Raw genomic sequence first — 22,226 nt, 5'->3', positions numbered from 1 at the left:
AGATCTGGTGAGTGCCAGCGAACTGGCGCAGCTCGGCTACTGCGAGCGCGTGGCTCACTTCGACTGGCGCTACGGTGCGAAGCGGTCGCCGGAGCAACTCGTGGCGCAGGATCGTGGGAACGTGGCGCACGACCAGTTCTACAAGGACAGCTTGGCCATCGCGCGAGCAAGCGAGCGGAAGGGCCGGTGCTTCGTCGCGACCCTGGCGCTTGGCGAGTGCGCCGAGACCAGTGCGCTGCGGGCGTTCCGGGACCTCTACCTGCGCCGCACCGCCCCAGGCCGGCGACTCATCGCGACGTACTACCGCCTCGGGCCCGCGGTGTGTGAACTGCTGAGCCGCCATCCGCCGCTGCTCTCGGCCGTGAGGCTCGGACTCGTCCTGGCGGGCTGGATGGCCGCACGGGCGGTCGCGCGAAGGCTGGCACGATGAGCGACGCCGGCGCAGGCGCGCTGCTCTTGCTGGGGCTGCTGCTCTTCGCAGCGGCATACAGCTGGCTCAAGAGTCAGCGGGATCGGCCGGACGAGGGCTGGTTGCCGCGCGAGATCGCCGACGGTGAGCTGGCGTTCGCCGAGAAGCGGTTCGAGTCCAAGCGCCTTGGTCTGGTGGCCCGGCTCGACCGCGCGTATCGCCAAGGCGGCGAACTCCACTTGGTGGAACTGAAGACCCGCGGCTACTACGCGGCGCACGCCTCGGATGCCATCGAGCTCTCGGTGCAGCGCCTGGTTCTGCAAGAGGAGACCGGCGAGCGCGTTTCTTCGGTGGCCTACGTGGCGGTCAAACAGCATGGCCAGGGACAACCTCGGGCGATCCGCGTGGACCTGTTCGACGAAAACGAGGTCCTGGCGATGCGCCGCAGGCTGCTCGAGCTGAGGCGCGGCCAGGGCCATGCGCCATCGCCGACGGCGCGCCGGAAGGCGTGCGACACCTGCGGGCATCGGGCCGTCTGCCAAAGCACCTTCGGCGACCGGCAGTAGCGGCCAGGCGCTTGGCGGTCGCACGGCGGCGTGGTGCGGGCAGGTCCCGAATCGCCTACACCGCCAAGGCCGGCCTGGCCCTGACTGCCAAGGCAGAGGGAAGCGACCACTGGGCTGGCTAGACTTGGCGCACTTCCGAGACTTCGATGTACATCACCGACCTCACACACTTCCTCGATGGGTCCGGCGCGATCGCGCCGATCAAGGGCGCTGCGCGCGCGATGGCCCAGTTTCTCGTCGATGTCGTCGCCCACGCCACGGACGAATCGGATGCCTCGCTGGCGGCACCGACGTGCTTCAAGTGCAAGAAGGGTCCGGTCACCGCGGTGCGGGCCGCGGATGATGCCGTTGTTTGGAAGTGCCCCAAGTGCGAAGCTGAGGGCAGGATCTCGAAGTGGCAGGGGTCCCTCTGGGACCTGACGGTACGACCTCAGTCGTCGGACTGACTATCGGACGAACTGGCGGTCCTACTGAACCGCGGGGCCGCTCAGCGCTAGCCGCCTGACCGCGCCGGCAATGGCGTCTTGCAGTGAGCGCGTCAGGAAGGGTGACGAGTCGGCGCTCGGCCCGTAGTCGTAGGTCTTCATGCCCCAGTGCGTGGCCACGAAGTCATCCACCGTGGCCACGCCGTCGACAAGACCCAGTTCCTTGGCCTCGGGGCCTGGCCAGACCTCACCAGTGCCGAAGTCGACACCCGACTTCAGGGCCCGGCCCCGGCGGGCCTTCACCTCGGCCAGGAAGAAGCCCCCCATTTGATCGACGAGTTGCTGGGCCTTCCGGTCGACCTCGGGACTGACCGGGGTGAACGGGTTGAGGAAGGCCTTGAGCTTGCCGGAGGCGTAGACCCGCTGCGCGACGTCGACCTTGGCGATGGCCTTGTCCAACTGCCACGGGGCCATGATCGCGCCGATCGATCCGACGAACGAGTACTTCGCGGCGATGATCTTGTCCGCGTTCAGCGCGACCATGTAGGCAGCGCTCGCTCCGAGGTTGTTGATCACCGCGACAACTTCCTTCCGGTGCTTTGCCTTGAGCCCGTTGATGGCTGTCGATATGCGCTCGGCCTCCACGGGCGCTCCGCCCGGGCTGTCGATGTGCAGCACGACGCCCTTCACGTTCGGATTGCCGAAAGCCTTCTCGAGGATCGGGATGATGTTCTCGGCCGAGGCCCGTTCCGTGGCGCCGATGGGGCCCTCGATGCGGACGATGCCCACGACGTTCCCGAATGGCCCCCAGCGAAAGCCGGTGGAGTTCAGGAAGAACAGGAAGTACAAGAGACCGAGCAGCACCGGCGCGCCGAAGAACATGGCCTGGAACAGGTTGCGCCAGCGGCGCTCGGCCTTTCGTTCCTTGGCGGCCAGTTCAGCCGAGCGCTCGAAGGACTGGCGCTGCTCCCGCATCTCTCGGAGCACCTCGAGCACGACCGAAGGGAACGTGGTGGGCTCGCCGTTCCGCGCGGTCGGGACCGTGGGCTCGGTAGGGGTTGGGGTGGACATCGCGCTCTCCTTGCCGGACGGCCTGTGCCGAGGACAAGAAGATAGAACGACGAGCCCGAGGCTTCCACTCGAAAGGCGGGTGCTAGTCCCCCCCGAAAGTCGCCGGTGAAATTGCGATTTGGAGCGGAGCGCGTCCTGGGCGCACGAGCGCTATTTGCAGGAGCCGCCTTGAAGGATCGACGACAAGGTCATCTTGTCGCAGTCCTTCTTCGCTTGGGAACCGGAGTCTGTTCTCGAGGGACCTCGATCGCCCTGCTGTGCTGCAGCGGCCAGTCGAGTCTTCAGCGATTCCATCGGGTCAGCTCGCTCAAGCGAATTCAGTTTGTCTACGAGTTCTGCGTGCTTGAGGATCGTGCACCGAAGCTCGAACCCAGGATACGTGAGATCTCCAAGTGACAGTGTCACCTCGGTTCTCGATATAGCTGCGACCGCGCACGATGAATTTGCCAATTCCGTGAGGGACCGAATATCGACGTTGCTTGCCGAGTCCCCCTGGACCATCAACATTTGCCCGTTCTTGCACTTGCCAGCGACAAACTCCCCGGCAAGGCGAAAGTACGCGTCGACCTTGTCCTTGGTTTGCGCGACGGATGGAACCAGCGTCTTCGATCCCAAGTACAGGTTGGTGTGGTGCGTGAGGTCGCACACCGAGTCATCGGTCGTCTTGTTCGGCCGCAGGGCGACCGCCAGCGCTTGCTGGGTAGGGATGACGTTGGCAAAGAGCGCCAGCGATCCGCAGAGCAGGAGGGTACGCGTGGGACTCATAGACGCTCCCTTGACCACATGCCGAAGCTAGTATATGAAGTCATCTGGTCGACAGGTCGCACGCTGTCGCAGATTGTTTCATCCAGGGCGCGGTGTCATGGCACGGTTCAAGATGGCGGCGTGGACGTTTGGCGTAGTCGGAGCGCTGGCTGCGGCTACTGTCAGCGATCGAGGCGCGTTCGTCATCGGCTTTTTCTGGCTGATGTTCGGCGGCATTGCAGGGCTGCTGGTCTTGCTTGCGCGGCGTGCGGACGTGGTCGTTGAATCACCAAAGGTCGACGTGCGAAACCCTTTCACGGACCAACTCGGTGTTCATCGATATCCCGGCGATGTGCTGGATGTTGAGAATCATCCAACACCAGGCGCGCATGGGCGCTATTGAGTAGTTGCACGTTGCACCAACCTCAATTTCGCTTCCCGCTCTTAGGGGTCATTCGAGGAATCTCGGGAGTCGCCTGAATTGCTCTCGACCGCTCCGATGCCTCCTGTCGCGCGCGGGCCTCGTTTGCTTCTCGCAGAGCTGCATCAGGGCCGACATCAAGTAGCTCCCGAGCATTTTCTGCAAGCGTTGCTGCGTCGTCACGTAGTTGGCGAAGATTTCCAAGTTGCTGAGACCTCTTGGTTGAAACTGTGCCGTCGGGGTTGCGGACGATGTCGTTTCGGTCGTCAAAGGTGGCTGCGGCAGTCTCGCGTGATTCATCTTCGGTCCGACGCCGTTGCAAATCGCTCTGCACTTGGGCAAGTGCTCCAGATGGCTGTGGTGCGACCAGAGGCGCGCCGCTGAGCCTCTTGCCGATGGCGCGGTCATTGGCCGCATCGGTGCCGACGACGCGATCGCGCGAGAAGATCGCGTCATCCTTGTTGGTCGACGCGATAGACCTCACGTCGTCGAAGGTCGTTGGCAACGCCGAACCGGATGCTGTTCGAGTCGGGGGAAGCGCTCGCGATGCCAACTCACTGGCCATCGCCGCCTGGAGCGCGAGGCTGTCAGAACCGTATTCGCTGGCCAGGCGTTGGTAGCGTTGGATGAAGTCAGAGTTGGCTGGCAACTGCGCCAAGTCGATGGAAAGCACCTCGCCGGTCTCATGTGCCTTGGACAACCTCTCGGCGATCGCGCTCCGCTCAGCGTAGCTCGACTGTGTGGATTCCAAACGACCTACCGCGGTCGACATGCGAGATGCAAGTTCGTCGCCTTCTCGCTGGTCGTTTCCAAGCGCGCGCACAAGCGACTGATCTCGCGTAGCTCGCTCTGCGAAGGACCTGAACTCACGAAGTTGATCGGCCCCCAGCTCGTTCGCCACCTTCTGCTCGGTTTCATCCAGCGATCGTGTGTAGCTCTTCCCGGCGGAGCCGGATGCGTTCGCCCTCAGTGGGCTAGTGCCAGGCGCACCGACGCCACCTGAGAGCTGGAAGGCGATGTTCGCGACCTGCTGAGCGCTCAAACCAGTGGTCCGCGCCACAGACTCGGTAATGCTGCGCAGCCTATCCGCAGCCGAGCCAATGTCCGTACTCGTGCTCACTGCCTGGCCATCTCCGCGGGTAGTGGAGCGGAAGCGGCTAGAGCCGCGCGACATCGTGTCCACGAGAACCGAGGAGAGGTCATTCGAGGCGGAGACAGCTTCACTTCGCGCCGCCTCGGCCGACCTCGATGCCTCTTGAACGGACGACTGTGTGACGCGTGACGACACAACGCGCGATGTAGCGCTCTCATTGCGCAGGTAGGAGGTGGCCTGTGCGCCACTGGCCGTTGTCGTGACCCAGTTGCCGTCGAGATCCTGCTGGCGACTGACCCATGGGTTTGAGGTTGAGGGGCTGATGGTGCGCTGATCCATCGAGACGTTGCCCATGGTGGTATTGCCCGTGGCCGCGGCCGCAGACGCATTCCCGGACATCGAAGCTGCCTGGAGGCCCTGCAGCCCACCCATGACGGCAGAGCCGAAGTTGACCATCCGGTTGGCCAGTGACCAGGCGAGCATCGGGATGCCGATGATCAGGTACGACACGACTGCCTGCGAGGAGATCGAGTTCGAATAGATGGGAGACGCTGTCTGCAGCGAGAGTGCCTTCACGCCTCCGCCGATCTCGGCCGCCGCAGCCTGGTCGATCTGGCCATACAGCGTCGCCATGTAGTTGAGGATCGCGAACAGCGGCGGCCAGAGCTGGATCGAGACCAATGCGATCGCATAGCCGGAAAGGATCATGATCGTGGTCCGCCCGCTCGACACGAACAGCAGAAGCACGACGAGGGGGAAGACTGCGTAGCACATCGCCTCCGCTACGTTGCGCACCACTGGAAGCGCCTGCGACGAGATCTTGGCGCCGTTGATCCAGGACGCGTTCTGCGCCGCGACGGATTGCGCGCGCCCGGTGGCCAGCATCATGCAGGCAGGGTCGTTGATGCGCTGGCAGCCCATCTCGCCAGCGTCGTTGATCGCGTTAACGATGGCGTTCTGGCGGATCAGATCAGCTGCGGTAGCAGCTGCGCCCGCGATCTGGGATCGGATGTAGGCCTGGGGAATCTGATTTAGGACGGCCGCCTGCGCGGCCGCTGCGGGGAGGTCGGGGTTCAGCTTCTGCCCGAGGCGCGCCGTCAACGCGTTGACCTGTGCGGGCAGGCGGCCCGCGATGGATGCGTACGCAGCGTCGCAGGTCGTCGTGGTCACGCCCGCGCCAGCGGTGATCACGGTGAACCTCGCCGGATTGGTGGCAGCCATCGCCGCCCACAGGTTGTCCGAAGTCGAGAAGGCGGTAGCGGCGATCGTGCCGTCGGCGATGTCGTAGGCGGTGCAGTTGTTGGCGAAGTTGATGATGTCGTTCAGGACCCCTGGATCCGGGATGGAAATGCTTCGCGTCTCCTGAATCAGGCGGCTGCCGAACATCAGGCCGTTCTGCTGGTAGGACAGTTCCCCGGGCAGGGAGGCGGGTCCTGGCAAGGTCTGGAACGCCGTCTCGAAGAGCTCGGTGATCGTGTTGCCGATGGTGCTGGTCAGACCACCGAGCGCCGCCATGCCGAACGGCACGTTCGCGATGACGCGGTTGGGGGTGCCACCGGTCTTGTCCACCACGGCGACTGTCACGCGGGGGACGAAGAGCACGCCGTAGATCAGCACTACGGACACGAGCCAGCGCCAGCCGACCAGCTTCTCGGGCTGGAACATGTAGGCCACCATCGCAACGACGAAGCCGCAGAAGGCCACGGCGGCGATGGCACTCATGTAGGTGCCCGAGGCCATGATCGCAGCGATGGCGTTGAAGATGCCTGCCAGCGCTTCGCTGTTGTGGTACGCGAAGACTTCCCACATGACTGTGCCTCGGTTGCCTGCGCAGGGCTTACTTGGTGCTGCGGCTGGAGTAGCCGAGCATGTCCAGTGCGTGCAGTGACATGCTCGAGCGGAGGTTGCGCTCCAGGCGTTCCATGTCGGTGGCTACGGTGGAGACGGCGGTGACCTTGCGGTACAGGGTGGCCTGCTCTTGCTGGAGCAGGCTCATGAACTTCTGAACGTCTTCGCGCTGTTGTCGTGCCAACTTCCTCTGTTCATCGTTCAGACGATGCTGCTTGGTGAGGGCCGAGATCGCGACGTTCGCGAACTGGTTGAGAAACGTGAACGCGTAGTCGGCAGCGATGACCTCCCGGTAGTTGCCGATCATCATGTCGGCGAGGCCCGAGCCTGGGATGGTGTTGCCGATCGACAGCATGCGCCACACAGGGATGCTGGTGCTGTTCACGAAGCCGACGGCCGCGGAGTTGTTTGGGATCGCCGTGCGGGTGCGGATGTTGTCCGAGATCAGCTGCATGATGTCGGACACCTTTTTGGTCAGCGGTTGGTGCACGTAGGTGTTGTCGCGCGTCACCGTGTCGCAGTCGGTGTAGTTGTTGCAGCGGAGCAGTTGGAGGTTGATGTTGCCGCCGGCGGCGTCGGATTGGCCGTACAGCAGCTGGGCGACGGTCGTGATGCTCGGGCCGATGTACTCGGGATCGCGGTTGGCTGTCTCCGCCGGAAAGATCACCGCACCCACGATGCTCATCACGAGTTCGCGGGCGGGATCGTCCAGCGTGTCGATCGACTTGAGGGCACGCCAGGTGAAGTTGCCGACAAAGGGCGCTTGTGCGGCGATGTTCGCGTCGGCACTTGTCCGTGCAGAGCCGAGGATCGAGGGGCTGTCCGACGCGCAGCGGCGCATGGCGGCGTCGATGTCACTCTCCATGCCCATCTGCATCGCCAGCTTTGCGCAGGCACGCTGCGAGTCGTAGCCGACCGCCTCGGCCGCGGAGGACACGAGCGCGGTTGCGGTTTCGCAGGAGTTGATGCGCGCGTTGTTGATCCAGGTCTCCAGGCCCTTGGCCCACTTGGTCAGCCCGCCGAGCAGCGGCGAGACAGCCTCCAGCGCGAGCTGAAACGCGATTCCGGGCAGAGCTGAGGTGATGTTCCGGAGCATGTTGCGGAACTCGTTGGCGGAGATGTGCGAGAACGAGCCGCCGAAGAGATCGATGCCGCCGCAGCCGCCCTTGGCCGTGGGGAACTGAATCGCGGCGAGTTGGTAGGTCTTGTTGGGCGAGCGCAGGTAGAGGTTGCCGCCGGTGTAGGTGTTGAACGTCTGACCCTTGAACGCACCGGGCGCGGTGTAGTTGCCGATGGCGCCCAGGTTGTTGAACATGGTGTTCACCTCGGCGTTGAGATCCCCGGCGTAGCTCAGCGGGGCCGCAAGTGCCACGGCGGACGCGACGATGACGGCGACCAGCTTGCGGACAAGGATTCGTGCGGACATTGGGCGCCTCCCTACTGCAGGTTGACCCGCCGGGTGATCGACGGCGCGTAGGCGTCGGCGCCCGGGGCGGTGACGGTCGTGATGCGCTCGATGAGCTGCGACTCGGACAGCACGCCGAAGCCGATCGGCACGATCTTTCCGGTGTAGGGCTCGGCCAGGTAGATGGCCGGCACCTGGGTGACCTGCAGCGTGCGTGCAATGCCGTTGTCGCGCCGGAACGTGGGGAAACTCGGCAGGCCCTTGCCGTCCACGCTGATCGGGACGATCTGAATGCCGAAGCGGGCGCTGAAGGCCTCCAGCGTCGGCGAGAAGGCGTGGCAGTACGGGCAGTCCGAGCGGAAGAAGAAGAACAGGACGTGCGTGCGCGCCAGGTCGGTCAGCGACTGAACGCGGCTGGTGGCCTGCTCGCGATCGAAGACTTCGATGGCGCGCGAGTTCACCGGCCGACCCTGCAGCGTCATGTCCAGGTCCGGCGTCGCCCAGGCCACCCGCTGTGCCACATCCGAGAAGTAGCTGGCCTGGCGCACCACCTGCGCCTCGAGCTGCATGTAGCGCCGGACGTTGTCCTCGCTCGGCCGGATGATGGCGATGTTGCGGTACTCCTCCAGGCGCTTCTGCAGCTGTTCGAACTCGATGAGCTCGGGCGCACGCGTGTCCCGGCGCCTGGCCTCCGGCTTGGGCGCGGCGGGCTTCGCAGGCGCCGGCGGGAGGACCTCGGGTTCCGGCTCCTCGTAGAAGTGCCAGCCACGCCGAAAGTCATCCCAAAAGAGGGCCCTGGAGGTGGCCGGACTTTGCGCAGGTGCGACCGCTACCGCGGCGTCGGCCTGGGCGTGTGACCACGCTGCCAGGAGGAGACCAAGAAGGGCTGCGAGCGCGGCGAGGCAACGGGTCGTGGACACGGGCGGCTCCTCACGTGAGTGACTTGGGTGGCTGGCCGTCGCGGCAGTAGTTGATGCCGAAGTCGACGGTGTTGCGCCGGGGCGTGGCCTGGCCGGGCAACTGCACGCCGTCCTGGGCAAAGGACAGCTTGAGACGGGCGCATCCCGCCTGGGCGTAGCGCTTGACTGTCGAGACGTCGATCAAGATCGGCCCGGTCGCCTTGAAGTGCTTGGTGATGCTCTCGGCATCTTTGCTGGTGAGGACCCCCTGCGCGATCCCCGTCGGCGAGTCGAGGGCGGCGATCATCAGCACGCGGACGTCAGTGACCGGCATGCGGCCGCCGTCGGCCAACTGGGCGGTGGCCACCGACGCCGCGGCGAAGGCGATGAGCGGTGCAAGGCGGTTGAGCTTCATGATCAGCACTTCCCCTGGCCGAAGTAGCAGCTCGGCACCCGGGCCCCGTTGTTGGTCTGGATCGCCGAGAGGTTGGGACTCTTCGCGACGAGCGAGGCGTAGAACTCGCTCAGGTCCATGCGGGCGAAGTCGAGCGATTGAAGCTGCGCGATGCTGAAACCTGAGCAGTCGGGGTTGCGCGCATCGCCCCACCCCTTGCTGATCTGGCCGCGGCCCTGCTCGTTGACGATGCGGGCGAGCATCGAGTTGAAGCAGCACTTGCCTGTCGTGTGCTCGATGCAGGAGACGCAGGAGCCGAGGATCCGGATGCAGGACGAGCAGTAGCTGCCGATGCTGTGACACAGGCCGGCGCCCTCCTTGAGGGCAAGGACCGCCTCGTTCTCGTTGCAGGAGGTCAGCGAGAGAACGATGTAGATGATCGCGGCGATCACCAGCGTCCATGGGTCGAATGCGACGACGAAGCCCTCGCCGGCGACCGTGCTGGAGGAGTACAGGACGGTGGACCCGGCGGGCAGCGCCGTGCCGTTCACGGCGATCGTCACGCCGTAGCTGGTGAACGAGCCGCTGAAGCCCGCGCCCGTCAGCAACGCGCTGAGTCCCTGGTAGACGAACTGCCGGTTCTCGGAGTTCATCAGGATGTCGTAGACGAGGCGGGAGCCGGCGCCGAAGACGCTCTGGTTCGTCATGCCGCGGCCGGACGCATCGGAGTTGCAGCAGTTGGTGAGGAGGCGGTCGCGGCAGCTGTTGGCTTCGCCCTTGAACACCTGCATGCGGTCGCTGTCGAGGTAGACACCGGCCTCGCGTCCCGCCTCGAGCATCGACATCGTGCGCGCGAAGTCGGCGTCGTTGGTGTACGCCGTGTTGAAGCAGCTGGTTCCCAGGCAGAAGACGTTGGCAGGGCAGTTGGTGGCTTGCGTGACCGTCTCGTTCGGCACGGTGCAGCTGTACTGGTCCTGGTACACCTCGCAGACGCCCGTTGCCGGGTTGGTGCGGGAACAGGTCGACGACACCGGCGTGCAGCCGGCGGCGATCAGCGGTGTGCACTGGTCGGCGGTGTAGGTGCCGCCGCAGCTCATCGTGCTCTGGTACTGCCAGCAGTCCCGGGTGATGGAGACGCCGTCGATGACCTTGGTGGCGGGTCCGTCGACGCACACCGGTGCGCTTGCCACCGAGCACCGGCTGTCGCCGGCGAGGCTGGGACATTGGTTGTTCCAGGTGTCGGCGGCCGTGAACGTGGTCGCCGGCCGGGTGTACGAGAGCCGCATCTGCGGAATCGGCCCGTACGCCGGGTTCGGCGCCCAGCCCACCACCGCGCGGGTCGAGCTGGCGCGCCAGTAGGCGGACGAGAAGGTGCCGGTGATGTCGCTCGCCTGGATGTCGCTTGCCGACCCGCTGGGGCTGTAGCAGGTGGTGGTGCTGAGCGGCGAGCTGGTGCACTCCATGCCGTCACCGCCGTACGAGCAGGTGGTGACCAGCAGGTTGTCACCGCTCTGGGTTCCTGCAGGGCAGGCGGCATAGACGTCGATGAACGGATGGATGGTCGTGCAGGTCATCGAGTCCCAACCACCGGTGCAGGACTCGACGGGGTCGTCGGCGATCATGGCGGTCAGGCTGCAGGTGCTGCCGGTGCACGACTTGTCTGCGACGTAGACGCCTCTCTCCGAGGGCGTGAAGCTGGGCCAGTTGTAGGTCGTGCCGATCACCGCGACCCGCTGGGGCGTGATGACCGGTGTCGTCATGTCGACATCGAAGAACGCCAGCGGCGTGCCCGAGCTGGTGACCCTGAAGTGTTGGCTCGAGTCCGGCCGGTCGGGCAGGCACTGCGCGGCCACGGCGGTCGATCCTGCGCTTGCCTGCGCGAACCAGTCGCCGGGCGAGCAACTGGTCGACCGGGCGACGGCGACGTTGAGCGAGTTCGAGCAGCTGTAGCTGCCCGCGGTCACGTAGCGGGCGCAGGCCCGGGTCTCGGTGTGGGTCGCGATGGTGGCATCGGTGGTCGTGCAGCCGCTGTAGTACGAGGCCAGGCCGCCCAGATCGAGCGAGGGGTTACGGGCGATGCGCGAAGCGGCTGCGACCGCCGGATCGCTGGGGGAGATCGTGGGGCGGGCTGTGTTCGCAGAGGTGATGGCGGTGCGCAGCGCCTGGCAGCTGGGGTCGTTGGGCGTCGCCGCGCAGGCGGCGAGCTTCGCGCTGACCTCGGGGCCGAGTACCGGGCGGCCGGCCAGCGCGGCCTCCGGTGGCGTGGTGGTGTACCCGGGGACGACACCCGTCGCCGACGGCTGGTTCACCATGCCCCGGATCGCGGTGTTGGCGGCACGACCCGCGGCCACGCCTTGGTCGTGCGAGGTCTGTGCGATCGCGGTGGTCTGAACGAGGACCAGGGCCTGGGTCATCACCCAGACGGTCAGGCGCTTGAACATCACGGCTCAGCCCCCTTTCATCTTCGCGAGAAAGGCCTGCGCTTCGCGCGAGAACTTCGGCGCCGTCTTCTGGATGAAGCGCAGCGCGTAGTCGATGCTCACGTCGCCGGCGGCCAGCGCGTAGCTGTCCGCTGCGAAGCAGGTGCCCGCTGCGCAGGGCGTCGGAACGGACCGGTCCTTGATGAGGACGAAGGACGGCGTGGCGGTGATCGTGAATCGGTCGAACGCCTGCGGGTCGATCTGGAATCCGACCTTGCGCTGGCCGATGACCCGCTGGACGCGGGCCACGGTCTTCTGCAGCGAGTCGTCCACGAGACCGCGCAACAGCAGGGTGGCCCCGCTGCGCGCGGCCTGATCGACCAGGCGCTCCAGGGCCGGGTCGGGCATCGAGAAGCTCACGAAGACCAGCAGCGTCGGGCCCACGGCCATGCCCGAATTGGCGGGGTCGGGAGCGCCCATGGCATCGAAGCCGCCGGCGATCGCGCCGAGGTCGATCTTTCCTTGGGACTGCGGCTGAGGCAGCGCGTCGATGCGTGGGGCCGCGGGAACCGGCACCCGCGCGAGTTCGTCATCGCTGGGCATGCGGTGCTTGCGCCGCGCCGCCTCGATGTCCTTGTCGATGATCGTGGGCTGGCTGCGGGTGGCGCGAGCGATGTCGGCCTCGGTCACGGGGCTCTTGCCGGACGGAGACTGGCCTTGGGCCTGAGCCACGGCGGCAGGCAGCGCGAACAGCGCGACCGCGATCGACGCAACGACGGGGGCCGCGAGACGGTCAGTAGCCCACACAGCAGTTCCTCTTGCGGAAGAGCATGAAGGCGAAGTCCTCGCCCAGGACCGGGTACTCCTTGCCAGCGCCCCAGAGCACGGTCGTGCGACCGAATGGCTGGCAGCACTTGCCGTCGAGCTTGTCGGTCGACGGAATCGGGTAGGTGAGGTTGGTTTTGTAGGAGGACTTGTCCATGATCGGCTCGAAGTAGGGGCCGCAGAGCCCGCGCGAACCGTGCCAGCCCCAGGCGATGAGTTCGCGGTGCATCTTGGCGGTGAGGCGCTGCGCCAGCAGCGCGGCGGTGCGAACGCCGCCCATGTGGTACTGGACGTGGCCGTCCATGGGGTAGAGGCCGCCCTGACAGCCCGCGCACCAGAAGAGCGTGTTCAACCCGAAGCCCACGGTGGCTGCGACGCAGTCGGCCGCGCAGGCGGCGATGGCGATGGGGTTGGCGAAGAGCACCGCGTCCGGGTTGAGGATCAGCGTCAGCTCGTCGTCGTTCCACAGCGGATCGACTTCGGTGAGGTAGGCGAGGTCGAAGCTGCCACGCTCCAGGCAGGGGAAGTCGGTCACGACCTCGAGCCAGTAGAGGACCGGGTTGGTGTAGAAGTGCGCCTGGTAGAAGGAGCCTCCGTCACCGTCGCCCTCCGGGCGTGTGAACCTCGCGGCTTCCGGCGCGGCGATGCCGGGATCCAGGTTCAGGCCGCCGAGTGACGGCAGGCAGAACGGCTTGCGGGTGGCTTCGACGTGGCGCGCTGGCTCCCAGAACCCGATCGACAGGCCGATCGTCGGATTCACGCCGCAACTGCAGACCGGATTGCCCGGGTTGTCGCCGTTGTCCTCCTGTCCACCGAAGTTGGCGATCGTGGCGCTGCCGATGGTGATGGGCAGCAGGCACGACCAGCAGATGTCGGTCAGCGGATTGGGAAACTTGCCCGTGCAGGTCGCCATGCCTGCCGCGGTGGCCAGCGAGGACGCAGCCAGCAGGCACAGCGCCGTGAAGAGTCGGTGAACGATGTTCATCGCACGGGCACCTCATCGATGCGAAGGCGTTGTCCCTCCTGCGAAACGATCGCCGGGACCGCCGCGATCCCGAACTTGCGCACGAGGGCACCTTCCTGGTCGTAGAACACCGGCTTGTTCCAGCGCTTCATCAGGTCCAGGTAGCTGCCGCCCACGAGGATCGGTTTGACCTTGCCCTGGTAGTGCTCGATTAGTTCGCGCGCCCTGGTCACCTGGCCCGGGTCGCGCGCATCGAAGAACAGCAGGTGCTTGGAGAGCGAGACGACTTCGAGCGGGTTCTTGCGAGTTCCCGCCGGGAACAGGACCGCGCCCGTGCTGTCCACGACGTTGGACTGCAGGGTGAAGGTCGGATCGAAGTAGAAGGTGCGCGCGGCTTGGGCCCGGCGCAGTCCGTCGACCGGTCGCGGGTTGTTGACCGCATAGGCGGCGCGATCCCGTGCCTCCTGCTCATGGCGCTTCAACTCGCCGCTCGCCTCCTTGGCGCGCAGCCGGGCCATGATCACGTCGAGCAGGTTCTTCTCGGCCACCGGATAGGTCGGCCCGATGGTCCCCAGGTTCGCTGCCTGTGCGCCCAGCGCCCAGGAGGTCGCTGCTGCGATGAGCCAGGGAGAAAGGCGGGCGCGCATGTCACTTGCTCGGGCAGGCGATGGAGGCGCCCAGGCGCTGCAGGGCGGCGGTGTCGCGCTCGTGGGAAGCGCGGACCATGTTCATCAGGACCGGATCGCCGTTGCCTTGCGCAAAGGCGCGGCGCAGCTCGATCGTGCGCAGCGCGCGCCCGCAGCGGCTGCGAAACGCCGCCATGTAGGCCTCGGCGCCGTCGCGCGCGGGCGGCGCCACGTGGGCCAGCAAGGCGAGGTAGGTGTCGAGCGGCACGTCGTCCTGGAGGTCCAGGCGCTCGCCTTGGGCGGCCACCGTGCCCGCCAGGCACAACATCGATAGGATGAGTGTTCGCTGCATGCGGCCCTCACAGCAGTGGGATGACGCGCGACTTGACGTCCTGCACGCGCACGAGCCCGGCGAGGCTGTAGCGGGAGTCGAAGCTGTCCGGGCTGGTCCCCTGCACGTACAGGTGGCCGGCGGGGATGACCGTCGGGTCGATGGGCTCGAGGGGGCGACGGTCGAAGGTGTGCGTCTTGGCCAGGCCCACCGGCACGCCGTTGACGAACACCTCGCGTCCCCGCACCGTCACGACATCGCCGGCGACGCCCGCGACACGCTTGAACAGCGCCTGGTGGCGCAACCCGGGATAGGCCTGCAGGCCAGCTGGCCCCTCGAATGCGTAGACCACCAGGTCACCGCGGACGATCGCGCCCGATCGGTAGTCGACGAACGCGACCTTGTAGGGCAGGCTGGGTGTCCAGTTGAACAGCAGCGGCAGGACCGGGACGTGGTGGGCGAAGAGGCGGATCAGCGCGAGCACCCAGACGCCGACGACGAGCACGAGCACCACCCGGTGCCGCCGCAGGTCGTGCAGCATCAGCCGGCTGCCATGCAGCAGCCAGGGGCCCAGACCAACACGTTGGCTCGTCATGGCGGCGGCTACGACTTGGCGCCGACCTTCGCCTTGAGGGCGGCGGTGAGGTCGATGGCGTTGGACCAGCCCCCTGCCACGGCGGACTTGACCACCACCAGGCAGCGGCACTCGACGGGGATCTCGCGCAGGGCGCGGTCGAGGCGATCGCCGAAGGCCTGCGCCTGCGCGAGAGCGCGCTGGCGATCGTCGTCGGTCCTGCTGGCGCTGAGCAGTGCAGCGAACTCGGACTCCTTGGCGCGATAGACCTCGGCGATGTCGACGATGCCGATGACCTGAGCGGGCTTCACGACCAGCCGGTCATAGGCGAGCAGTGCCCCGGCGGTCACGAACACCGAGATCAGCGCATGGGTGGCGAACGAGCTCATACCGCATAGCCCCGGCGGCGGAGCAGCTCGGTGATGGCGTCGTCGATGGACAGGCCCTGTCTCAGGAGCGCATCCAGCGGTGCGTTGTCGTCCAGCTTGTTGCTGAAGAGCAGGTGCGAGAAGGGGTCGAGGATGATGCGAGCGACACCCTCGCCGATGGGTGAGGTGATGTAGCACTCGGAGAACACGCCCGGCTCCATGCGCAGCGAGTTCAGCAGCCGCTTCTTCGGCTCGTCCATCGAGAAGCGGCCCGTGCGCGCGAGCAGTTCGATCGACTCGGGCTTCTGGCGCAGCAGGAAGGTCCAGTCCGAGCACTTCAGTGCGGACTCCATCTGTGCCGAGGTGAAGTAGTCGTCGCCGTTCTGGGTCGCCGTCACGAGGCTGCCGCCGTACTTGCGGGCGCGCCGCGCCGCCTCGTCGATCGCCGCGGCCATCACCACGTCGTTCTCGCTCGAGTCGCCCAGCTGCTGCTTGAGCTCGTCGATGAACCAGACCTTCTTGCGGTTGCGCGTCAGGTACATCTCGCGGGTGATCGCGTGGAACAGGATGATGTTGACCACCGCCTGCAGGTCGGGCTTGCGCTTGAGCTCCTCGCTCTCGATGACCACGAAGTCGTTGGAGAAGTCGATCGTGTTGCGGCCGCTGAAGAAGCGCGCGTACTGGCCACCCTTGGCGTAGGGGTTGAGCATCACGGCCAGGTCGCGCACGCGCTGGTCTTCCTTGATGCCCAGTTCCTCGATCGTCCCGGGGACGAAGGCGTCGCGCAGGATCGTCATGTCCAGGTCCTGGCCGTACCTGGCCCAGAGCTTGAGCAACATCGCCGAGATCGCCTTCATCTGGACCTCGTCGAGCTGCTTCATCGAGGCCATCTTGGCGATGGCCGGCAGCAGCATGTCGATGTCCTCGTTGATGTCGGTGACCAGCGGGAACGGGTTCAGCGAGATCTCGACGTCGGGCCGGAACTCGATGAAGGTGCCTTCCGCCTTGCGGCAGAGCTTCTCGAAGGAGCGCCCCAGGTCCTGCATCCAGATCTTGGCGCCGATGGCCCGGTAGGACCAGGCCAGCTCGTTGAGCAGGACCGACTTGCCCGAGCCGGGCGAGCCGATGACGGCGGCGTTGTAGTTGCCGTCGTTGTCGTAGAGGTCGAGCGTGAGCAACTGGCCGCGGCGGCCGGCGAACATCAGGGTCGGCGTCTTGCTGCCCCGCCATTCGGCCAGGACCGGTGCGAGGTGGATGGCGTTGGCCATCGTCTTGCGGGTGACCCGCTTCATCTTGCGCAAGTCGCCGTGGAAGGCCGGCGACAGCGTCATCGGCAGGCTGGCCAGCAGCGCCTGGCGATGTTTGTAGACGTCGGCATTGAGTTCGAAGCCGCGCGCACGCCAGATGGACTTGGCCGTCTCCTGCGTCTGCGCGACCTTGGACGGATGGCAGAACAGGCCGAGTTGGTGGTACATGCTCACCAGCGCGCCGCCGGTGTCGATCGCGTCCGCGGCGGCCGACCAGTCGCGCGCTTTCTTGGCGACGTCGGGCATGACCACGGCCATCTTGCTGCCCGCGTTCTGCGTGGCCCGCACGTGGTTGGCCGTGACCACGGTCTTGGTCGAGTTGGGGTCCAGGATGTAGACCCCCATCGTCAGCAGGAAGGGCGAGCTGTACTGCAGGGCCGGCTGCATCAGGTCGCCGACCAGGGCACCCATCTGCCACAGGCCGAAGCGCTCGGGGAAGGACTTGATGGAGAAGAAGCGCACGTCCAGGCCTTCGCCTGCGCCTTCCTTCCACAGGTGAAGGCCGTTGGAGCGCGCATCCTGGATCGTGTCGTGATCGACGATCTGGTCGCGCAGTTCGCGCCCGTCGTCGTAGTGCAGGTCGGGCGCGGTGGCCGCGTCGATGCGATCCGGGTTGACGAACAGCGAACACCAGTTGATCAGGTCGGCCGCGTCGCACACGCGATTGGGCAACGACGCCGAGCGCAGCGTGGTCGCCATGCCGTCGCGCAGTCCGATGATGCGCTCGCGGTCGGACAGGTTGGCGGGATCAGCCTTGACCGAGACGCTGACCATCAGGCGGAAGTCGCGGATCGTGTAGTGGAAGCCCTGGGTCAGGCTGTGGTGAGCGCCGTGAGACAGGTGCGCGTAGCGGCGCCGGGCCAGCTTGCGGTAGAGGTTGTCGTTGCGCGCTGGCCGGCCGAACGTCTGGGCCTTCTGGATCTGGTCGCGGTCTTCCATGCGCAGGTTGGCGTACCGGCGCAGCGGCGGGCAGACGTGGGGCGAGGCGAAGAGGTGGAACTGGATGCCGGTGTCGGGCGGGCAGTTCGAGTAGAGCGACACCAGCACGTCGACCATGCGGTCGTCGGCGCCGCTCTGCGGCATGACCTCCAGCAGGAAGCCCATGCCGTCCTTGTTGACGAACAGTTGTTCCTCGTCGAGGTAGGAGATGTAGGGCAGCCAGCTGGCGAACTGGTCGGCGGGCGATTCGTCCTTGTGCCCGAACGAGAACAGGCCAGGGCCGGACTTGTCGCTGGACCCCGCCGGCGACGCGTCGCCGAACAGGTTGAGGCGTAGGGACTCGAGCATGGAGGTGCCCTCTCAGGTCATTGGTCGGCGGCGGGCACGCGGTTCTGCAGCGCGCGCAGGGCTTGCGTGAGCGAGGGCGCGTCTTCGGTCGGCGTGGTGGACGGGCCGTTGGGGCCAGCCGCCGCACCGGCCGACTTGGGGGCGGCCGGCGGCCGCGGCGCGCGGATCGGTACGAAGGGTTCGCGCTGCTGGCGCTGCACGTGGTCGACCAGCCAGCGGCCGTTGTCGACCTGGACGTAGACGAGGCTCTCGCCGACGAGATCGCGATCGGCGTCCTCCCAGGCCTTGATCCAGAGCCGGAGAACGCGCGGCGCGGCGCGCAGCGGCGCGGCCACATAGGCGGCGCCTTCGTCGCCCGTGGCCGGGCGCGTGGAGGCGTTGAGCATCGTCGGCGCGGCACGCGGCGCGCTGCCGGCGGGCGCGGCCTGGGGAGACGTGTCCACGGGAGGCGCGGCGGAGCGGCGCTGCGCCGGCAGGTTGTTCTGCAGCGCGTTGTAGTAGGTGCCGGACACCGAGTCGCACCGGACGCCCTCGGGCGCCTTGCACGCGTACTTGGACTCGCCGTCCAGGCCGGTGATCGCGCAGCCCGGGAGCACGGCCGCGAGGACGATCACGCCGCCGACCACGATGAGGAACCTGCTCATGGCGCCTTCTCCTGGGTGATGGCCTTGGAGGTCGCGACGGGTGAGCCAATGGCAGCCGCTGCGGCGATGCGGCGTTCGACCTCGGTCCCGGGGACGTAGCCGGTGGTCCGCGTGCCATCGGCGTAGAACATCGTGGGCGTGCCGTTGACGCCAAGCTGTCGCGCCAGTTGGAGGTTGCGGTCGAGCGCAGTCGGGCAGTCGGCTTGGCTGTTCAGGCCGCTGGTGTCGGCGTTGAGCATCACCGCTTGCCAGCTCTTCGCTGGATCGGTGGAGCAGAGGATCGCCTGCGGCAGTTGCCGGCCCTGGAAGGGCAGCAGGAAGGTGTAGACCGTGACGTCCTGGAGCTTGGCCAGCTCCGGCTCGAGCCGCCGGCAGAACGAGCAGGAGGGGTCGCTGAAGGCGTAGAGCGTGCGCGCGCCGCTGCCGTGCACGACCTTCAGGGCGTCCTGCAGCGGCAGCTTCGCGATGTCGATCGGCCGGTCGGTGCTGTCGGCCGTATCGACGGCCGGGCGGGCGGCCTGTGCCCGCGCGAGTTTCGGTCCGGTGATGTCGGTGGCGGTCTTCGCGTCGAGCAGTCGACCCATGATGAAGTACCGAGGGCTCTTGGGCGACACGAAGGCCACGTTCGGCCCCATCCACACCTCGTAGATCCCGGGGACCTCGCTGGCCGCGACCGACGTGAAGGTGGTCGCCGGGTACGCGCGCTTGAGGGTGGCGAGCAGCCGGGCTTCGTCGGCCGACGGGCCGGCCACGGCGGACTGCACGGCCAGCGCCAGGATGGCGCCGGCCAGGAGGCGTTCATTCTTCATCGGTGGTCACCTTCAGGTAGCGCTCGGAGGGGTCCGTGCGGCCAGGCAGCGAGGTGGGGGCGTTGGACGCCGTGCTTGCCTCAGAGCCCTCGATGCGCACGCCCTTGGTCAGGACGACATCGATCTCCCGGCCGGCATCGACTTCGATTATCGGAAAGGTCTGTTCGGCCAGCTTGATGTAGTACTGCGCCAACCGGTCCAGGGCCTTGCCGACACCCGAGCCGATGCCGGCGCGGTAGGCGTCGCCGCCCGAGGCCGTCGCGACCGACCCCAGCGGCGAGGTGCTGTAGGTCGTGTTGGCCTGCGAGAAACCCTGGCCGATCCCGCTGACCACGCCGGCGAGCAGCGCGTTGGCCAGCATCTGGCCCTGTTTGGTGACCAGGCGGCCGCGCATGCCGACCTTGCCGTCCTCGCCGAAGACAGAGCCCTGGATCTTGACTTCCAGCGGATCGCCGTTGGGACGAACGCAGGACAGGAGTTCGGTGCGCAGGTAGGCGCGCTCCGAGCTGATGTCGCCGTAGCCCGCGGCGATGACGAAGCACTCGCGGTACTCGGCCCGGTAGCGGTTGGGCAGGACCGAGTTGTCCGACAGCCGGATCAGCACCGGGTGCGGATTGCTCTGGGCCTGTCCGCCGGTGGGAGCGTCCAGGCCGCCGAGAAGTTGGCCCTTGGTGAAGCTGATGGGCAGGAAGCTGTCGAGTGTCTCGCGCCTCTTGCCGCCGCCCTCGGCAGCGTCGCTGGCGCGCACTGGCGCGGTCAGCGTGACCCGCGTGAGCTGAGGTTGCGCCGGCGCTGCCGCGACGTCGATGCCACTGGGTGACGCGCTGTTGGGCAGGCCGGGCGGCATCGCGCCACGCTGGTAAGCCACGGGCGGCGGCGGTGCAGGCGGCAGGGCGGCCGGTGCGCGAGGCAGCGTCGACTCGGGCGGATTGGCAAGGGGCGGATTGGCGGGGCCAGCCGCCATCCCGGGCGCAGAAGCCGCGCGTGCCGCATCCAGGGGACGCGACTTGAGCCGCTCCTCCATCTCCGCGAGACGGCGAAGCAGTTCCTGCTGCTTGTCGTTGAGGTCGCGGTTGACCTTGCGCTGCTCGTCGCGTTCGGCCTTGTAGCTCTCGAGTTCCTTGCCGGCCTTGCCGATCCAGACCTCGGAGTCCTTCACCTGCGAACCCGGCGCCATCAGATCGACGTTGGTTGGACGGACGTCGCTCTTGGCCGCAGCGGCCGCGGCGCGCTGAGCGCTGTCGCCCGACCCCGCGGAGAACACCGCCCACAGCAGGCCCACCCCGCAACCGGAGATCAGGGCGGCCATCGTCCATTGGCGCGCGCGCGGCGACATGCGCTCGGCAACGCCCGCCCAGCGCTCGCGAAGGTTGTCGGCGAAGCTGGGCATGGTCAGTTCCCCTGGCGGATGACGTAGACGGACGTGCTCTCGCCGGGGCGCAGGTTGTGGTTCTCGATCGAGACGGCCAGCACGCCGCCGCGCTCGCGATCGAACTCCTGTTCGGCGAGGACCATGTCCTGGGTCGACACGTTGGTGAGCAGATAGCGCTCGCCGACCAGGCCGCGTCCTTCGTACAGGCGCACCAGGGCGAACTTCGCCTCCTGCCAGAGCTGGATCGGACGGTTCACCTCGTCGACCCGGATGTCCGTGGGTGGCCGGTCCGCCGCCATGGCCACCAACATGCCCTTCAGGGCGCGCACGTGCTGCGGCGTGCGGGCGGAAGCCGTTGAGCTGCCGGGCTCAGCGCGGGACAGTCGGGCTGTCTTGTCGCGGATGACGATCGTGTCTGCTGGCGTGTCGGACCGCCGCAGCAGCAGCGTGTAGGTCGCGTGCTGCGTCGAGACGAAGAGGTTGACCGGCTTGCCCGGGCCGCCCACCGGGCGCACGTAGATCTCGCCCTTGTCGACGTCGCACTCGAGAACGATCTCGCCAGCGGGATTCACCATGCCCGTCGCGGGTGCCGGCGACGCACCGGGTTGCGGCGGCCCGGCGGCCGTGATCGCGGCGCCGCAGTTGGTCGAGTAGATGTTGCCGAAGACGTTCGTGATCGGCGCGCCGTCGACGCGGATGCGGGTGGCCTCCTTGATCGACAGGACGGCATCGACGGAGACCCCGTCGCTGCCCTCGACGACCTGCAGCGCGAGCGCGGGCGACGCGCTAGCGAGCAGGAGCGCCGTTGGGATCAGCAGCGCCGACGCGAACTTGCTGGCCAGCTTGCGCATACGGGATCTCCTTGAACGACTGGATGTGGACGCGCCCGCCGACGTACTGGAACTGCGCCAGGTACGAACGCGTTTCGGGATCGGTGACGTCGGCGCCGTTGATCTGACGCCGAAGGCGGCCGGTGACGACCACGGACTGCTTCGCCTCGTCGGCAGCGAGTTGCTGCACCAGGAAGAAGGTCGCGGCGTTGTTGCTGCGCAGCCGCTCGGCCTCGATGTCCATCTTGGTCTTCATGGCCGCGTGCTGATCCGGCGCGACCCAGTTCAGCAGCACGTTCTTCTTCCAGTCGACTGTCGTCGGCGTGACGTCCAGGACCAGCCAGGCGACGTAGCTGGCCATCTCCTCGAGGTACTCGCGGCTGGCCTTCTCCTTGGTGACCCAGAAGGTCCGGTCGATGTTGGGCGGCACGATGACCGTCCGGTCCGAGCCGACGATGCTGACGATCACCACGAGGCACAGGAGCACGCTGAGCGACAGTGCACCCACGATGGCGCTGAGGACTCGATTGGCCCGGCGTTGCGCGCGCAGGTCGTTCTGGTGCTGGGCAAAGTCCATGGCGTGGTCCTGCGGGG

At 66.8% G+C, this 22,226-nt stretch carries 23 protein-coding genes; 4 read left to right on the top strand and 19 right to left on the bottom strand.

Annotated features, from left to right (window positions below; all coding sequences use genetic code 11):
• Nucleotides 1-7: 7 nt before the first annotated feature.
• From Q0599_RS00385 to Q0599_RS00375, 3 genes are all read left to right on the top strand, one after another.
• Nucleotides 8-430, top strand: coding sequence for a CFI-box-CTERM domain-containing protein (locus tag Q0599_RS00385; protein ID WP_298824113.1), 423 nt, complete (start codon nt 8-10; stop codon nt 428-430).
• On the top strand, nt 427-975 hold the full coding sequence (locus Q0599_RS00380) for a PD-(D/E)XK nuclease family protein (RefSeq protein ID WP_298824107.1): 549 nt from the start codon (nt 427-429) through the stop codon (nt 973-975). The genes Q0599_RS00385 and Q0599_RS00380 overlap by 4 nt, the downstream gene beginning before the upstream one ends.
• Nucleotides 976-1,121: 146 nt before the next feature.
• Nucleotides 1,122-1,421, top strand: coding sequence for a hypothetical protein (locus Q0599_RS00375; RefSeq protein ID WP_298824103.1), 300 nt, complete (start codon nt 1,122-1,124; stop codon nt 1,419-1,421).
• A gap of 21 nt (nt 1,422-1,442) precedes the next feature.
• Here the strand turns inward: Q0599_RS00375 and Q0599_RS00370 are convergent, their stop codons facing one another.
• Nucleotides 1,443-2,282 (bottom strand): S49 family peptidase, encoded by an 840-nt coding sequence (locus tag Q0599_RS00370; protein WP_298824101.1) that lies wholly within the window; start codon nt 2,280-2,282, stop codon nt 1,443-1,445.
• 339 nt (nt 2,283-2,621) lie between these two features.
• Nucleotides 2,622-3,236, bottom strand: a complete 615-nt coding sequence (locus tag Q0599_RS00365) for a hypothetical protein (protein WP_298824099.1) — start codon at nt 3,234-3,236, stop codon at nt 2,622-2,624.
• 97 nt (nt 3,237-3,333) lie between these two features.
• Here Q0599_RS00365 and Q0599_RS00360 point away from each other — a divergent pair, with 97 nt between their 5' ends.
• Entirely contained in the window at nt 3,334-3,618 is a 285-nt protein-coding gene (locus Q0599_RS00360; RefSeq protein ID WP_298824097.1) for a hypothetical protein, read from the top strand.
• A gap of 22 nt (nt 3,619-3,640) precedes the next feature.
• On the opposite strand, the gene Q0599_RS00355 is transcribed toward Q0599_RS00360, so the two are convergent.
• The 17 genes from Q0599_RS00355 to traE form a co-directional block, all read right to left on the bottom strand.
• Entirely contained in the window at nt 3,641-6,538 is a 2,898-nt protein-coding gene (locus Q0599_RS00355) for a conjugal transfer protein TraG N-terminal domain-containing protein (RefSeq protein WP_298824095.1), read from the bottom strand.
• 28 nt (nt 6,539-6,566) lie between these two features.
• Entirely contained in the window at nt 6,567-8,003 is a 1,437-nt protein-coding gene (locus Q0599_RS00350) for a conjugal transfer protein TraH (RefSeq protein ID WP_298824092.1), read from the bottom strand.
• Nucleotides 8,004-8,014: 11 nt separating this feature from the next.
• Nucleotides 8,015-8,902: a conjugal transfer protein TraF gene (gene traF / locus Q0599_RS00345; RefSeq protein ID WP_298824090.1), complete on the bottom strand. Its 888-nt coding sequence runs from the start codon at nt 8,900-8,902 to the stop codon at nt 8,015-8,017.
• Nucleotides 8,903-8,912: 10 nt separating this feature from the next.
• Nucleotides 8,913-9,296, bottom strand: coding sequence for a hypothetical protein (locus tag Q0599_RS00340; protein WP_298824086.1), 384 nt, complete (start codon nt 9,294-9,296; stop codon nt 8,913-8,915).
• A gap of 2 nt (nt 9,297-9,298) precedes the next feature.
• Complete coding sequence (gene traN, locus Q0599_RS00335; protein ID WP_298824369.1) at nt 9,299-11,716, bottom strand: type-F conjugative transfer system mating-pair stabilization protein TraN; 2,418 nt, start codon at nt 11,714-11,716, stop codon at nt 9,299-9,301.
• Nucleotides 11,717-11,722: 6 nt separating this feature from the next.
• Nucleotides 11,723-12,385, bottom strand: a complete 663-nt coding sequence (gene trbC / locus Q0599_RS00330; RefSeq protein WP_298824083.1) for a type-F conjugative transfer system pilin assembly protein TrbC — start codon at nt 12,383-12,385, stop codon at nt 11,723-11,725.
• Between the two features lie 103 nt (nt 12,386-12,488).
• On the bottom strand, nt 12,489-13,505 hold the full coding sequence (gene traU / locus Q0599_RS00325) for a conjugal transfer pilus assembly protein TraU (RefSeq protein WP_298824081.1): 1,017 nt from the start codon (nt 13,503-13,505) through the stop codon (nt 12,489-12,491).
• A complete protein-coding gene (gene traW / locus Q0599_RS00320) occupies nt 13,502-14,131 on the bottom strand; it encodes a type-F conjugative transfer system protein TraW (RefSeq protein WP_298824078.1) in 630 nt (209 codons plus the stop codon). The genes traU and traW overlap by 4 nt, the downstream gene beginning before the upstream one ends.
• A gap of 1 nt (nt 14,132) precedes the next feature.
• Nucleotides 14,133-14,462, bottom strand: coding sequence for a hypothetical protein (locus tag Q0599_RS00315; protein WP_298824076.1), 330 nt, complete (start codon nt 14,460-14,462; stop codon nt 14,133-14,135).
• 7 nt (nt 14,463-14,469) lie between these two features.
• Nucleotides 14,470-15,036, bottom strand: a complete 567-nt coding sequence (gene traF, locus Q0599_RS00310) for a conjugative transfer signal peptidase TraF (protein WP_298824072.1) — start codon at nt 15,034-15,036, stop codon at nt 14,470-14,472.
• Nucleotides 15,037-15,044: 8 nt separating this feature from the next.
• The gene (locus Q0599_RS00305) at nt 15,045-15,404 is read right to left on the bottom strand and encodes a hypothetical protein (RefSeq protein ID WP_298824069.1); all 360 of its coding nucleotides are present in this window, start codon (nt 15,402-15,404) and stop codon (nt 15,045-15,047) included.
• The gene (gene traC, locus Q0599_RS00300; protein WP_298824066.1) at nt 15,401-17,977 is read right to left on the bottom strand and encodes a type IV secretion system protein TraC; all 2,577 of its coding nucleotides are present in this window, start codon (nt 17,975-17,977) and stop codon (nt 15,401-15,403) included. The genes Q0599_RS00305 and traC overlap by 4 nt, the downstream gene beginning before the upstream one ends.
• 17 nt (nt 17,978-17,994) lie before the next feature.
• Nucleotides 17,995-18,621: a TraV family lipoprotein gene (locus Q0599_RS00295; RefSeq protein WP_298824063.1), complete on the bottom strand. Its 627-nt coding sequence runs from the start codon at nt 18,619-18,621 to the stop codon at nt 17,995-17,997.
• A complete protein-coding gene (locus Q0599_RS00290; RefSeq protein ID WP_298824060.1) occupies nt 18,618-19,430 on the bottom strand; it encodes a DsbC family protein in 813 nt (270 codons plus the stop codon). Before Q0599_RS00290 ends, Q0599_RS00295 begins: the two co-directional genes overlap by 4 nt.
• Nucleotides 19,420-20,820, bottom strand: a complete 1,401-nt coding sequence (locus Q0599_RS00285) for a TrbI/VirB10 family protein (RefSeq protein WP_298824058.1) — start codon at nt 20,818-20,820, stop codon at nt 19,420-19,422. The genes Q0599_RS00290 and Q0599_RS00285 overlap by 11 nt, the downstream gene beginning before the upstream one ends.
• Before the next feature lie 2 nt (nt 20,821-20,822).
• The gene (locus tag Q0599_RS00280) at nt 20,823-21,653 is read right to left on the bottom strand and encodes a type-F conjugative transfer system secretin TraK (protein ID WP_298824056.1); all 831 of its coding nucleotides are present in this window, start codon (nt 21,651-21,653) and stop codon (nt 20,823-20,825) included.
• Complete coding sequence (gene traE / locus Q0599_RS00275) at nt 21,589-22,209, bottom strand: type IV conjugative transfer system protein TraE (protein WP_298824054.1); 621 nt, start codon at nt 22,207-22,209, stop codon at nt 21,589-21,591. The genes Q0599_RS00280 and traE overlap by 65 nt, the downstream gene beginning before the upstream one ends.
• Between the last annotated feature and the right edge of the window lie 17 nt (nt 22,210-22,226).

Source organism: uncultured Piscinibacter sp. (assembly GCF_937952055.1).
In the GTDB taxonomy this organism is placed as follows: domain Bacteria; phylum Pseudomonadota; class Gammaproteobacteria; order Burkholderiales; family Burkholderiaceae_C; genus Piscinibacter.
The sequence above is the reverse complement of the archived record's forward strand: the minus strand, read 5'-3'. Positions and strand labels throughout refer to the sequence as shown.

Coding starts and splice junctions, on each gene's coding strand:
- Q0599_RS00380 (WP_298824107.1), top strand. CDS start 427: ATGAGCGACGCCGGCGCAGGCGCGCTGCTCTTGCTGGGGCTGCTGCTC.
- Q0599_RS00375 (WP_298824103.1), top strand. CDS start 1,122: ATGTACATCACCGACCTCACACACTTCCTCGATGGGTCCGGCGCGATC.
- Q0599_RS00370 (WP_298824101.1), bottom strand. CDS start 2,282: ATGTTCTTCGGCGCGCCGGTGCTGCTCGGTCTCTTGTACTTCCTGTTC.
- Q0599_RS00365 (WP_298824099.1), bottom strand. CDS start 3,236: ATGAGTCCCACGCGTACCCTCCTGCTCTGCGGATCGCTGGCGCTCTTT.
- Q0599_RS00360 (WP_298824097.1), top strand. CDS start 3,334: ATGGCACGGTTCAAGATGGCGGCGTGGACGTTTGGCGTAGTCGGAGCG.
- Q0599_RS00355 (WP_298824095.1), bottom strand. CDS start 6,538: ATGTGGGAAGTCTTCGCGTACCACAACAGCGAAGCGCTGGCAGGCATC.
- Q0599_RS00350 (WP_298824092.1), bottom strand. CDS start 8,003: ATGTCCGCACGAATCCTTGTCCGCAAGCTGGTCGCCGTCATCGTCGCG.
- Q0599_RS00340 (WP_298824086.1), bottom strand. CDS start 9,296: ATGAAGCTCAACCGCCTTGCACCGCTCATCGCCTTCGCCGCGGCGTCG.
- traN (WP_298824369.1), bottom strand. CDS start 11,716: ATGTTCAAGCGCCTGACCGTCTGGGTGATGACCCAGGCCCTGGTCCTC.
- traU (WP_298824081.1), bottom strand. CDS start 13,505: ATGAACATCGTTCACCGACTCTTCACGGCGCTGTGCCTGCTGGCTGCG.
- traW (WP_298824078.1), bottom strand. CDS start 14,131: ATGCGCGCCCGCCTTTCTCCCTGGCTCATCGCAGCAGCGACCTCCTGG.
- Q0599_RS00315 (WP_298824076.1), bottom strand. CDS start 14,462: ATGCAGCGAACACTCATCCTATCGATGTTGTGCCTGGCGGGCACGGTG.
- traF (WP_298824072.1), bottom strand. CDS start 15,036: ATGACGAGCCAACGTGTTGGTCTGGGCCCCTGGCTGCTGCATGGCAGC.
- Q0599_RS00305 (WP_298824069.1), bottom strand. CDS start 15,404: ATGAGCTCGTTCGCCACCCATGCGCTGATCTCGGTGTTCGTGACCGCC.
- traC (WP_298824066.1), bottom strand. CDS start 17,977: ATGCTCGAGTCCCTACGCCTCAACCTGTTCGGCGACGCGTCGCCGGCG.
- Q0599_RS00295 (WP_298824063.1), bottom strand. CDS start 18,621: ATGAGCAGGTTCCTCATCGTGGTCGGCGGCGTGATCGTCCTCGCGGCC.
- Q0599_RS00290 (WP_298824060.1), bottom strand. CDS start 19,430: ATGAAGAATGAACGCCTCCTGGCCGGCGCCATCCTGGCGCTGGCCGTG.
- Q0599_RS00285 (WP_298824058.1), bottom strand. CDS start 20,820: ATGCCCAGCTTCGCCGACAACCTTCGCGAGCGCTGGGCGGGCGTTGCC.
- Q0599_RS00280 (WP_298824056.1), bottom strand. CDS start 21,653: ATGCGCAAGCTGGCCAGCAAGTTCGCGTCGGCGCTGCTGATCCCAACG.
- traE (WP_298824054.1), bottom strand. CDS start 22,209: ATGGACTTTGCCCAGCACCAGAACGACCTGCGCGCGCAACGCCGGGCC.